The sequence below is a fragment of the Microvirga sp. HS2 genome (assembly GCF_055792805.1).
Window position 1 is genome coordinate 334,619 of the sequence record NZ_JBVVAJ010000001.1, and the last position, 12,475, is coordinate 347,093.

Below are 12,475 nucleotides of genomic sequence, written 5' to 3' on the forward strand. Positions count from 1 at the left end.
AGAAGAGCAATGGCGAAAGAAGCAAAGTCGCTCGGCCGGGGCTTGGCCGCGTTGATCGGCGAGGTCGGAGACGAAATCGGCACCCTGCAGAGCAACAAGGGAGGCGCGAGGAAGGTGCCTGTCGAGTTCCTGCGCCCGAACCCGCGCAACCCGCGGAAAGTCTTCGAGGATGAGGAGCTTCAGGAGCTGACGCAGTCCGTCAAGGATCGCGGCATTATTCAGCCCATCGTCGTTCGTCCCGTGCCGAACGCGTCCGATTCCTACGAGATCGTCGCCGGCGAGCGCCGCTGGCGTGCCTCGCAGAAGGCCGGCCTCCACGAGGTCCCGGTGGTCGTCGTCGATATCGACGACAAGACCTCCCTCGAATACGCCATTCTCGAGAACGTCCAGCGGGCCGATCTCAATCCGATCGAGGAAGCGGAAGGCTATGGCCGGCTGATGGCCGAGTTCTCCTATACGCAGGAGAACCTCTCCAAGATCATCGGCAAGAGCCGCAGCCATATCGCCAATATGATGCGTCTCACCGATCTGCCCGATCCGGTGAAGAAGCTGCTCGTGGACCGCAAACTCTCCGCCGGCCACGGTCGCGCGCTTCTGGCAGTGAAGGATCCCGTTGCCGTGGCCCAGCAGGTGCTCGACCACGGCATGAGCGTGCGCCAGGTCGAGGCTGTCGCGCAGGCGGAAAGCGCCACGCCGTCCAAGCTCGAAACCAAATCCGCCAAGCCCAAGCCGGAGAAAGACCCGGATACCCGCGCCTTGGAGCGTGTTCTCCAGGATGTTCTGGGCCTCACCGTGACCATCGACCACAAGGGCGATGGCGGCGAATTGCGCATCCGCTACAAGACCCTGGAGCAGCTCGACGGGCTCTGCCGCCGGCTGAATCCGTAAACACTCTATTCTTCAATAACTTAAGTCCATCACCAGCGACGTGCTGGTGATGGCGTTTCCATCGGGTCGCTGTTCGGGACGATGGGGATGGCCCGGCACCGGATTTGGTTTGCGGCTCTCCACAGGGTCCAATCGTCGCTCTAGAGCCGGGCATGACGAGGAGCCAACAAGAGGTGTGGACCCGACGGACGGGATGCGCTACCGCCGCGCCATCCGGGCCAGATCGAGCAGGGCCTTGGCGGCGATCGCATCGTCGAGACCGGACAGGCGGCGCGTGTCCAGGAGGCTCGCCTGGAGAATGGCGATCGCGGCCTTGAGGCTCTCGCTCGTCCAGCGCTGAAGGTGGCGCTCGACCAGGGGCTTACGGCGGAAATGCAGGCTGCGAAGGGTCTCCATCACGACCGGAATCGGACGTCCCTCTTCCACGGAAAGGCGCGCGGTGAGCAGCATCAGGGCATGGCGGAGCGCGGCGCCCAGCAGCACGGAAGCGTGGACGCCCTCGGCGGCCAAGCGGCGTGAGCCGATTTCAAGGCTCGTGCCTTCTCCGCCGAAAGCGGCGTCGACCACTGCGTCCATCGCAAGGCTCGAGACATCGCTCATGATCGCATCGACGTCCTCAAGGGTGATTTCTCTCTTCCCATGCGCGTAGAGCATGAGCTTCGAGAGCTCGCCCCGGGTTGCGAGACGGTCGCCGCCGAGGCTCGCGATCAGCGCCGTCCGCGCATCGCGGCTGATCGAAAACCCGTTGCTTTTCAAGGTCTCGTCGACAACGGCCCCGAGATCGCGGCCCGTATCGGCATAGCAGGGCAGGGCAAGGGCCTTCTGCGAACGCTCGCAGAGGGTGCGTAAGGGAGAGGATTTCTGCAGGTCACCGCCTTCGATGACAATCACCGTATCCTGCAGGATGCCCTTGAGCACGGCATCGACCGCGGGAGCGATGTTGCGCGAGGTGGATTTGACCCAGATCGCCCGTTTGCCGCCGAACAGGCCCATGGTGCCGGCCTCGTCCGCCAGGCGCCCCGGATCGGAGGCGATGTCGTCGCCGTCGATCCGGATGAGCTGAAACGGATCGGAGGGGTCGTCCACGGAGCGTTCCGCCACCGCGCGGGCCCGTTCGTTGATGAGGCCCATGTCGGGACCGTAGAACAGATAGATGCCGATGCGCGGATCGGGGCGGCGCAGCACCCCTTCCACATCGCCGGCCTTGACGGCAACCATCGGATCAGCTGCCGGCGGAGAGCGTTGCCGCCAGTCTGGTTTTCACCTGCTCGGCCAAGACCCTGGCCAGCCTGATTTCCGCGTCGCGGCCGGCGCGCAGGGTGGCGAAACGCTGCTGATAGCGGTCGTAGCTCGTCGAGGAGGTGGCCGATCCCTGGGTCAGGATCTTCGTGCCGTCGAGATTCGTCAGCGTATAGGTGAGCGTGCCGCTCACGATGGCCGAGCTCGCACGTCCGGTTTCCGTATCCACGATGGGCGTGGAGAGCGTTTTGGTGAGGGCGAGCTTCAGCACGTAGCGCTTGGGCGTGTCGGAGCCGGAGCCGTTCAGGGCATAGATCAGCTCGCTGCGCAGGTAATGGCCGATCACCGCTTGGTTGTCCGGCCAGCTGATCTCGGGAACGTCGATGGCGGCAAGAACCGTCTGGAGCGATTCGCCGGAGGCCGTGGGGCCGTAGAGCGGCTTGAAGCAGGCGGACAGGCCGAAGGTAAGGCCCGCCACGACGGCGAGGCGGGCCAGGCTCTTGATCTTAAGCGACGACATTCACGATCCTTTGCGGAACGACGATGATCTTGCGGGCAGGCTTTCCTTCCATAGCCTTTTGCACGGCCTCAAGCGAGAGCACAGCCGCCTCGACCGCCGCCTGATCCGCATTCCGCGCCACGGTCACGTCGGCGCGCTTCTTGCCGTTGACCTGAACGGGCAGGGTGATCGTGTCCTCGACCAGGAGCGAGCGGTCGAGCGCCGGCCAGGCGGTGTCGGTCACAAGGCCTTGCTGGCCAAGGGCTTCCCAGCATTCCTCCGCTAGGTGCGGCATCATCGGAGCCAGGAGCTGCACGAAGATGCGGACGGCCTCCGTGAAAGCGGTGGACAGTCCCGCCTCGTTGGCGGTCTTGGCCTGGTTCGCCAGATCCTGCAGGCTGTTGGCCAGCTCGTAGAGATGCGCGACGCAACGGTTGAAGCGCAGGCGTTCCACGTCGTCCTCGACGGCGGCGAGCGCCTTGTGCGCCGCCTTGCGGACGGCAAGGCCGATCGGTCCCTGCGAGGCCGCGCCGTCGCCGCTGCCGATGCGGTCGGCGATCTCGCCCACGAGGCGCCAGACGCGCTGCACGAATCGGCCCGCGCCCTGCACGCCCTCCTCGGTCCAGATCACGTCGCGCTCGGGCGGGGAGTCGGAGAGCATGAACCAGCGGGCGGTATCCGCGCCGTAGGACGCGATGATCTCGTCCGGATCGACTGTGTTCTTCTTCGACTTCGACATCTTCTCGATCGAGCCGATCGCGATGGGCGCCCCGCTTTCCACATGGAAGGCCTTGCGGGCGTTGCCCTGCGTCTCGAAGCGCACGTCGCTCGGCAGCACCCAGGCGCCGTTGGCATCCTTATAGGTCTCGTGGACCACCATGCCTTGCGTGAACAGGCCCGCGAAAGGCTCGTCCAGGCCTGCGTGTCCCGTCTTCTTCATCGCGCGGGTGAAGAAGCGCGAATAGAGCAGGTGCAGAATCGCGTGCTCGATGCCGCCGATATATTGATCGACCGGCAGCCAGGAATCGACCGTGGCGCGGTCGGTCGGCTTGTCTTCGAGGGTCGGGTCCGTGAAGCGGGCGAAATACCAGGACGAATCCACGAAGGTGTCCATGGTGTCCGTCTCGCGGCGGGCCGCCTTGCCGCATTTCGGGCAATCCACGTGCTTCCAGGTGGGGTGGCGGTCGAGCGGATTGCCCGGCACGTCGAAGGAGACGTCATCCGGCAGCACGACGGGCAGCTGGTCCTTCGGCACGCCCACCACGCCGCAATCGTCGCAATGGATGATCGGGATCGGGCAGCCCCAGTAGCGCTGGCGCGAGATGCCCCAGTCGCGAAGGCGGAAATTCACCTTGCGCTCGGCCACCGGACGGTTGCTGCGGGTCTCCGCTTCGAGGCGCTTGGCCACCTCTTCCTTCGCCTGTGCGATGGTGAGGCCATCGAGGAAGCGGGAATTGATCATCCGGCCTTCGCCGTCATAGGCCTCGTCGGTGATGACGAAGGAGGCCGGGTCCTGATCCGGCGGGCAGACGACCGGCGTGTTGCCCAGGCCGTATTTGTTGACGAAGTCCAGGTCGCGCTGGTCGTGCGCCGGGCAGCCGAAAATCGCGCCGGTGCCGTATTCCATCAGGATGAAGTTGGCGACGTAAACCGGCAGCGTCCAGTTCGGATCGAACGGATGCACCGCGCGCGCGCGCGTGTCGAAGCCGAGCTTCTCGGCCTTCTCGATGGCCTCCTGCGCCGTGCCGACGCGCTTGCATTCTTCGATGAACGCGGCGAGTTCGGGATTCTTCGCAGCAGCGGCCTTCGCCAGCCGGTGGTCGGGGGCGACTGCCATGAACTTGGCGCCGAAGAGCGTGTCCGGACGGGTGGTGTAGATCTCGAGCTCGGTCTCGCCGTTAGGGGCGGTCTCCGGCTTCAGGGCGAAGCGCACCAGCAGACCTTCCGAGCGGCCGATCCAGTTGTGCTGCATCAGGCGCACCTTCTCCGGCCAGCGGTCGAGGGTGGCGAGCTTGTCGTCGAGATCCTGCGCGAAATCCGTGATCTTCAGGAACCACTGGGTCAGCTCGCGGCTCTCCACGAGGGCGCCGGAGCGCCAGCCGCGCCCGTCGATCACCTGTTCGTTGGCGAGCACCGTATGGTCCACCGGGTCCCAGTTCACCTTGGCGGTCTTGCGGTCGACGAGACCCGCCTCGAGGAAATCGAGGAACATACGCTGCTGATGCTTGTAGTAGCTGGGATCGCAGGTGGCGATCTCGCGGCTCCAGTCGAGCGACAGGCCCATGGATTGCAGCTGCGAGCGCATGGTGGCGATGTTGGCGTAGGTCCATTCCTTCGGGTGGACCTTGTTCTGCATGGCCGCGTTCTCGGCCGGCATGCCGAAGGCGTCCCAGCCCATCGGATGGAGGACGTTGAAGCCCCTGGCCCGCTTGTAGCGCGCCACCACGTCGCCCATGGTGTAGTTGCGCACGTGACCCATGTGGATGCGCCCGGACGGGTAGGGGAACATCTCAAGCACGTAGTATTTCGGACGCGGGTCGTCGTTGTCGGTCTTGAACAGGTTGCGGTCGTTCCAGACCTTCCGCCATTTCAGCTCGGCTTCCTTGGCGTTGTAGCGCTCGGGCCTCATTTTTCCTAAGTCATCCGTGGTTTGGAGATTCAAGCGGCTTGCGCCGCCACGTTGCGGCGGACTAGGACACAGCTCTCCCGCGCGGTCAACGGTCTCGCGCACGCGAAGACGGCTTTGAGAGGGTCCCATGAGCGAGAACAATGCGGTCGAAGGCCTGAGAGAGGTGCGGGAGGCAATCCGCCGCGCCGCTTCGGATTACGGGCGCGACCCCTCGGAGGTCATCCTTGTGGCCGTCTCCAAGACCTTCCCGGCAGAGGCCATCGAGCCGGTTCTGGCCGCGGGACAGCGCGTTTTCGGCGAAAACTACGTCCAGGAGGCGAAGGCCAAGTGGCCGGAGCTGCAGCAGCGCTATCCGGACGTGGAGCTTCACATGATCGGGCCGCTCCAGTCCAACAAGGCGAAGGACGCGGTGGAGCTCTTCGACGTGATCCATACCCTCGACCGGCCGTCCCTCGCCCAGGCGCTCGCCAAAGAGATTGCTAAGCAGGGCCGAAAGCCGCGCCTGCTCGTCCAGGTCAATACGGGCGAGGAGCCGCAGAAGGGCGGGGTGATCCCGAGTGAGATCGACGCCTTCCTGGAGGCCTGCCGCACCACATACGGCCTGGAGATCGAGGGCCTCATGTGCATTCCCCCGGCCGATGACCCGCCGTCCCCCCATTTCGCGCTCCTCAACACCATCGCGAAGCGGCACGGCCTGACAATGCTTTCCATGGGCATGAGCGCGGATTTCGACGAGGCGATCCAGCTCGGCGCGACCCATGTGCGGGTGGGAAGCGCAATCTTCGGGGGGCGGGCGAAGCCCAAGGATTGAAATGATGTGGAGCGGAGAGGGCGAACGCCGTTCCGCGCTTTCGGCATCTGTCCCGCTTCCGTAGGCTTCGGTCGGGTCCGAAGTGGTTTGACGTGATGCACAGAACAGCCAATCGCCGCCGCATTGTTCCGGTCGAGACGGCCGAGGAACGCGCGCTGCCGCTCGACGACGTGCTCGCCGGCGACTCGGTCGAACGGGTCAAATCCCTGCCGTCCGAGAGCGTGCATCTGATCCTCAGCGACATCCCCTACGGCATCGGCGCGGAGGATTGGGACGTGCTGCACACCAACACCAACTCCGCCTATCTCGGCGCCAGCCCCGCGCAGACGAAGGCGGGCGCGGTGTTCAAGAAGCGCGGCAAGCCCATCAACGGCTGGTCGGAGGCCGACCGCGCCATTCCGCGCGAATATTACGAATGGTGCCTCACATGGGCGCCGGAATGGCTGCGCGTCCTGAAGCCCGGAGGCTCGGCCCTCGTCTTCGCCGGCCGCCGCCTCGCCCATCGCTGCATCGCGGCGATGGAGGATTCGGGCTTCTCCTACAAAGACATGCTCGCCTGGATGCGCGCCCGCGCGCCGCACCGGGCGCAGCGCCTGAGCGCCGTGTACGAACGGCGCGGCGATGCGGGTGCGGCAAACGCCTGGGACGGCTGGCGCGTCGGCAACCTGCGCCCGACCTTCGAGCCGATCCTGTGGCTCACCAAGCCCTACAGGATCGGCGCGACGCTGGCCGACAACGCGCTGATCCACGGGGTCGGGGCCTACAACCAGGAGGCGCTCATGAAATACGTCTCCAACCCTGAGAACGTGCTCGACCTGGGCTTCCTGCCGAAGGAGGGCGGTCTGCACCCGACCCAGAAGCCCGTTCGCCTGATGCGGGCGCTGATCGAACTCACCACGCAGGAAGGCCAGATCGTGCTCGATCCCTTCTGCGGCAGCGGCACGACCCTGGTCGCCGCCAGAGAGCTGGGCCGCCGCTTCATCGGCTTCGAGGCCGACAGGGCCTATGTGGAGACGGCCCGGAGGCGGCTGCGGGACGAGGGCTGAGCCTTGTTGCCATTTTTTGCAACTTCGTCACAGAAAACGGGTCGCGCCGGGCCAGCGGAGAGGAGAACCATCCTGCCTCTTCAATGGGGGACTTGGTTCAATGACGAGTCGATCACTGATCGGCGCAATGCTGTTACTGATCGGGCGCAATAGGGCGACGGCGAAGAGCGAGCTGCAAGGACATCTCGCGCGTCTCTGCGCGCTGGGAGACCACCTCGTCCTCGATGTTGGGTTCGATCCCCACGAAGTGAGGGGACGACTTTCCTCCCTATCCCACGATCTCGATGCGCGTCTTCGGTCCGATCCGTTCCAGGAGGCGGCGGATCATGCGCGGCTCCACCGCCACGCAACCTTCGGTCGGTGAAAAGTCCGGGCGGGCGAGGTGGAGGAAGATGGCGCTGCCCCGGCCTTTGACGATGGGGCCCCGGTTCCAGGCGATGTCGATCACCACGTCGTAGAGACGGTCGTCCCGCCAGAGGGTCTCGTGGCTCGTCGGGCAGGGGAGCGGCACGAGGCGGTTGTAGCGCCGGTCGCGAATGTCATCCGACCAGCCGTCGTGGCGACGGATCGGTCTCAGCGTCAGGCCCGTGCGGGGGCGGGGACCGTGATCGGCCCGGTAGAAGGCCTGCAGGAGGCGAAAGCGTCCGATGGGGGAAGCGCCGTCGCCTTCGCGCTTCGCGTGGCGCGTCCCCGAGCGCCCGAGGGCGCAGGGCAGGGTGAGATTGCCGGCCTTCAGCCATCCCCGCCGGTGGTCGAGCGGGGAGCGATGGACGCGGATGACATCGACGCTGGTCCGTTTCATAGCCGTGGAAGGGTAGGGACTGCCCCTTGTTGTCAAGCTGGGAATGACTACTCTAAAGCAACGGGCGTGATCCGAAAGTAGGAGGCCGGGCTTCGGCCGGACCTGAAGAATCCGGCCGCTCGACTTGACGATCATGCGCGAAACAAGGAGGAGATCGTGGTTCCGCCTCCTGAAATCCGCCCCATTGCTTTGCTGTTCACCGTTTGAAGGGTTTGAGATGTCGAATGCCAGCCGCCTCCTCGTCGTGGACGACGATCAGGACCTGCGCGACACCCTGGCCGAGCAGCTGGGGCTGCACGAGGAATTCCAAGTGACGACCGTGGACACGGCCGGGGCCGCGATCGACGCGGTCAAGGGCGACCGGATCGATCTCGCCATCATGGATGTGGGCCTGCCCGACATGGACGGGCGCGAGGCGGTGAAGGTCATGCGCCAGAACGGCTTCCGCAGTCCGATTATCATGCTCACCGCGCAGGGGTCCGACAGCGACACCGTGATGGGTCTGGAAGCGGGCGCCAACGATTACGTGGTGAAACCCTTCAAGTTCGCCGTGCTGCTCGCCCGCATCCGTGCGCAGCTGCGCCAATACGAGGCGAGCGAGGACGCGGTGTTCCAGATCGGCCCCTACACCTTCCGTCCGGGCTCGAAGCTGCTCACCAACGAGAAGGGCTCGAAGCTCAAGCTGACGGAAAAGGAAACAGCGATCCTGCGCTATCTCTACCGGGCCGGTCAGGCGGTGGTAGGGCGCGACACGCTCCTTACCGAGGTCTGGGGCTACAATTCCAACGTGACGACGCATACGCTGGAGACGCACATCTACCGCCTGCGCCAGAAGATCGAGGCGGACCCGTCCAATGCCCGCATCCTCGTCACGGAGCCGGGCGGCTACAAGCTGATCCCGTAAAACCCCATGGCGCTCGACGACGACATCGCAGTTCTCTCCCAGGCTCCCCTGTTCAACCTGCTTGAGCGGGACGCCCTGCGTCTCGTGGCCTTCGCCTCGGAAAGCCGGTCCCTCCGCGAGGGCGACGTGCTCTTCCGCAAGGGGGACCGTTCGGACGGAGGCTATGTGGTCAGCCGGGGAGCGATTGCGCTCGACGCCAACGACGACGGCTCGCCGGCGGCCTTCGTGGCCGGGCCCGGGTCCCTGATCGGGCAGGCCGCCCTTTTCGCCCGCATCGTCCGGCCCGCGACCGCGAAGGCGCAGGAGGCCTCCACGGTGATCCGCGTGACGCCGAGCCTCATGCGCCGCGTCCTGGAGGAATTCCCCGCCGCCGCAGCCGCCATGCACGAGGCCATGGCCGCAGAGCTCGACCGACTGACGCAAGGTCTGGAGCAGGTGCGCCAGAAACTCATCGCCATCGACGGCGAGAGCCCGGCAAAGAAGCCCGACAGCGAGTGAGGGCTTCGCGCCCTCGCCCCGCTTTCGTTTAGGCTTTTTGGCCTTACGCCGCCTTCACGCCCGAGAGGAACGAGCTGACCTCGCGGGTGAGCGTGTCGGAATGACGGGCCAGCTCCTGCGCCGAGCTGAGCACCTGCGAGGCCGCCGTGCCGGTTTCGCCCGCGCCCTGGCGGACGTCGTTGATGTTGCCGGTCACGGCTTCCGTGCCGCGCGCGGCTTCCTGCACGTTGCGCGAGATTTCGGCCGTCGCCGCGCCCTGCTCCTCCATGGCCGCCGAGATCGACACCGAGATCTGCGACATCTCGCCGATGGTGCGGGCGATGTTCTGGATCGCCTGCACCGCTTCGGCGGTCGCCTGCTGCACCGAGCCGATCTGGGTCGAGATTTCCTCGGTGGCCTTCGAGGTCTGCGTCGCGAGGTTCTTCACCTCGGAGGCCACGACTGCGAAGCCCTTGCCGGCCTCGCCGGCGCGCGCCGCCTCGATGGTGGCGTTGAGCGCCAGGAGGTTCGTCTGCGAAGCGATGGTGTTGATGAGCTGCACCACGTCGCCGATGCGTTCGGCGGAGGCCGCGAGGGCCTGCACCGTCTCGTTGGTGTGCTGGGCGTCCGACACCGCCTGCTCGGCGATGCGCGAGGACTGGCCCACTTGGGCCGCGATCTCGCGGATGGAGATCGACAGTTCCTCCGTCGCGGCGGCCACCGTCTGCACGTTGGCGGAGGTCTGCTCCGCGGCGGAGGCGACGCTCACCGATTGGTTCGTGGTCTGATCGGCCACGGACGCCATCGACTGCGCGGTCGATTCCATCTCGGTCGCCGCAGCGGAAAGGCTGCTGGTGAGCACGGAGACATTGGCCTCGAACTGCCTGGTGAGCTGGTCGAGGACCTGCGCGCGGCGCATCTTCGCATCCGCTTCGACGGCGGCAGCCTCATCGGCTTCGCGCTTGGCGATCAGCGCTTCCTTGAAGATCTGCACAGCGCCGGCCATCGCGCCGATCTCGTCGGCGCGGTCAGTATCGGTGACCTGAACGCTCGTATCGCCCTGAGCCAGGGTCTTCATGGTCGCCGTCATGCGCGAGATCGGCGTGGCCAGGGAACGGGCCGCCCACCAGGCGCCGATCAGCGCGAGGATGAGAAGACCGGCCGCCACGGCCAGCATCAGATTGCGCGCCTCGATGACCTGCGCGATCATCGCATCGGCGGGAACCGAGATGGCCAGGAGCCAGGGTTCCTGGATGCCCGGGAAGGCGACCGGAACGACGGCGCGATAGATGGTCCCGCCGCGAGCGTCCTCGATCATCGAATCCGCGAAATCGTCCTGCGAGGCTTCGGCCTTCGCCTTCAGTTCGGCGATGATCTTGTCATCGGCGGGCTTTCCGAGCAGTTCCGCGTTCTGGTTGGCGACCCACAATCCCCCCGCGCCGACGAGGCTCACGGTTCCTGCGCCGAAGGGCCTGAGCGCGCCGATCCGCTTTGAGATCGAGTCGAGGCGCATATCGGCGGTGACGATGCCGACGGGCACGGTGTCGCGGCGGATGACGGCGCTCACGGTGGACAGCAGAACGTCCTCGCCCTCGATCTGGTAATTGTAGGCGGGAACGATCTGATCGCGGTTGTCGCGCAGCGGCTTGGTGTACCAGTTCGCGATCGTCTCAGGCTTGCTGGTCAGGTCGATCGGCTCGACAGCGACCTTTCTGTCCTTGGTCCAGTAGAAATAGGGAGCGAAACGGCCACTCGGGTCCGAATAGGTGTCGGCCAGATAGCTCTTGTCCTGCCGGTCCATGGCATCCGGCTCGAAGGCGAGGGTCATGCCGATGAGGCTGGGCTGGCTCTCCACGGATCTGGCGAGGATCTCCGCAAGCTCGCCGCGCTCCACCTTGTAGTCGTAAACGATGGCTTCCGCCGTCGACCGCGTGATCGCCGCGGCCGAGACAGCCCGGCCGATCTCCGCCTGCACGAGTCCCTTGTACTCGTTGAGCATGGCTTTCGCGGTATCGATGGCTTCGCTGCGCCCCGAGCTCATCATGATCTGGGTGCCCGCAAAGGTCAGGATCGTGCAGGCGCCTATGAAACCCGCCCCTGCCAGCAGCAGGACGCGGCTTTTGATCGAACGCAGTTTAAGAACCATTCGTGCCCCCGAGGCATGGCGAGTTGAGTCTCCTCGCCTCTACGACGGCTGGCTTGTGCCTGGCTTGCGATCGGCTCAGGGGGTCAAAGCTCCAGCTCCACCGTCACCGGCGCGTGGTCGGAGGGGCGCTCCCAGCTGCGGGTGTCACGTGTCACGTCGACGGAGCGCAACGAATCCCTCAATCCGTCCGAGACCCAGATGTGGTCGAGCCTGCGGCCCTTGTCGGCGGCCGCCCAGTCGGGAGAGCGGTAGCTCCACCAGGAATAGATCTTTTCGGGCTCCGGGCGGAGATGGCGCATGGCGTCGGTCCAGCCCGCCTCCTGGCGCAGCTCCTCCAGGGCCGCCGTTTCGACCGGCGTGTGGCTCACCACGTCGAGGAGCTGCTTGTGGCTCCACACGTCGTGCTCGAGCGGGGCGACGTTGAGATCGCCCACGAGGATCGCGGGGCCGGAGGTGGGCTTCGCCTTCGCGCCCCAGGCGCGCATCTCTGCCAGAAAATCCAGCTTGTGGCGGAATTTCTCGTTAAGCTCCGCGTCGGGAATGTCGCCGCCCGCGGGCACGTAGAAATTATGGATCGTGATGCCGGACGCGGCTTTCGCCTGCGGGCTCAGGGTCACGGTGATGTGGCGGGCGTCCTGGCGGTCGCACATCTCCATCACGCTCGTTTCCGAGAAGGGGTAGCGCGAGAGCACGGCCACGCCGTTATAGCCCTTCTGGCCCATATGAACGACGAAGGGATAGCCGAAGGATTGCAGCTCCTTCAGGGGCAGTTTGTCGTTGGGGCATTTGGTCTCCTGCAGGCACAGGATATCGGGACGCCGGTCCTTCAGGAAGCGGGCGACCTGGTCGATGCGCAGGCGGACGGAATTGATGTTCCAGGTGGAGACGGTGAGTTTCACGGAAAACAGCCCCTCGACAGCGCATCCTGCGGACCCGAAAGGGCCGCATGAACGATGCGCTCCTTGAAGAAAGTGGAGCAGCGGCGGATCCCGAGAGTGGAGGCCACTTTCGGGGCCGATGCTCAGACCGTTCCG

11 protein-coding genes are annotated in these 12,475 nt (G+C 65.5%); 5 read left to right on the top strand and 6 right to left on the bottom strand.

Features of this window, described 5'->3' with window-relative positions:
* Positions 1–9 precede the first annotated feature (9 nt).
* Complete coding sequence (locus ACS5Q0_RS01575) at positions 10–888, top strand: ParB/RepB/Spo0J family partition protein (protein WP_473124835.1); 879 nt, start codon at positions 10–12, stop codon at positions 886–888.
* 198 nt (positions 889–1,086) lie between these two features.
* Here the strand turns inward: ACS5Q0_RS01575 and holA are convergent, their stop codons facing one another.
* The 3 genes from holA to leuS are packed head-to-tail and all read right to left on the bottom strand — an operon-like array spanning position 1,087 to position 5,255.
* Positions 1,087–2,106 carry a DNA polymerase III subunit delta gene (gene holA, locus ACS5Q0_RS01580; protein WP_473124836.1) on the bottom strand — a complete coding sequence of 340 codons (1,020 nt, stop codon included), beginning with the start codon at positions 2,104–2,106 and terminating at the stop codon, positions 1,087–1,089.
* Between the two features lie 4 nt (positions 2,107–2,110).
* Positions 2,111–2,647 (bottom strand): LPS assembly lipoprotein LptE, encoded by a 537-nt coding sequence (gene lptE / locus ACS5Q0_RS01585; protein WP_473124837.1) that lies wholly within the window; start codon positions 2,645–2,647, stop codon positions 2,111–2,113.
* Complete coding sequence (gene leuS, locus ACS5Q0_RS01590; protein WP_473124838.1) at positions 2,634–5,255, bottom strand: leucine--tRNA ligase; 2,622 nt, start codon at positions 5,253–5,255, stop codon at positions 2,634–2,636. Before leuS ends, lptE begins: the two co-directional genes overlap by 14 nt.
* Positions 5,256–5,382: 127 nt before the next feature.
* Here leuS and ACS5Q0_RS01595 point away from each other — a divergent pair, with 127 nt between their 5' ends.
* Together ACS5Q0_RS01595 and ACS5Q0_RS01600 are read left to right on the top strand one after the other, a co-directional pair.
* Complete coding sequence (locus ACS5Q0_RS01595) at positions 5,383–6,066, top strand: YggS family pyridoxal phosphate-dependent enzyme (RefSeq protein ID WP_473124839.1); 684 nt, start codon at positions 5,383–5,385, stop codon at positions 6,064–6,066.
* A 95-nt stretch (positions 6,067–6,161) separates the two neighbouring features.
* Positions 6,162–7,112 (top strand): DNA-methyltransferase, encoded by a 951-nt coding sequence (locus ACS5Q0_RS01600; protein WP_473124997.1) that lies wholly within the window; start codon positions 6,162–6,164, stop codon positions 7,110–7,112.
* A gap of 268 nt (positions 7,113–7,380) precedes the next feature.
* On the opposite strand, the gene ACS5Q0_RS01605 is transcribed toward ACS5Q0_RS01600, so the two are convergent.
* Positions 7,381–7,914: a L,D-transpeptidase family protein gene (locus tag ACS5Q0_RS01605; RefSeq protein ID WP_473124840.1), complete on the bottom strand. Its 534-nt coding sequence runs from the start codon at positions 7,912–7,914 to the stop codon at positions 7,381–7,383.
* 217 nt (positions 7,915–8,131) lie between these two features.
* Here ACS5Q0_RS01605 and ACS5Q0_RS01610 point away from each other — a divergent pair, with 217 nt between their 5' ends.
* The gene (locus tag ACS5Q0_RS01610) at positions 8,132–8,818 is read left to right on the top strand and encodes a response regulator transcription factor (RefSeq protein ID WP_473124841.1); all 687 of its coding nucleotides are present in this window, start codon (positions 8,132–8,134) and stop codon (positions 8,816–8,818) included.
* A gap of 6 nt (positions 8,819–8,824) precedes the next feature.
* Positions 8,825–9,316, top strand: a complete 492-nt coding sequence (locus ACS5Q0_RS01615) for a cyclic nucleotide-binding domain-containing protein (protein WP_473124842.1) — start codon at positions 8,825–8,827, stop codon at positions 9,314–9,316.
* A 43-nt stretch (positions 9,317–9,359) separates the two neighbouring features.
* Here ACS5Q0_RS01615 and ACS5Q0_RS01620 read toward each other — a convergent pair whose 3' ends face one another.
* On the bottom strand, positions 9,360–11,441 hold the full coding sequence (locus tag ACS5Q0_RS01620) for a methyl-accepting chemotaxis protein (RefSeq protein ID WP_473124843.1): 2,082 nt from the start codon (positions 11,439–11,441) through the stop codon (positions 9,360–9,362).
* A gap of 83 nt (positions 11,442–11,524) precedes the next feature.
* Positions 11,525–12,340, bottom strand: a complete 816-nt coding sequence (xth, locus tag ACS5Q0_RS01625; protein WP_473124844.1) for an exodeoxyribonuclease III — start codon at positions 12,338–12,340, stop codon at positions 11,525–11,527.
* Positions 12,341–12,475 lie beyond the last annotated feature (135 nt).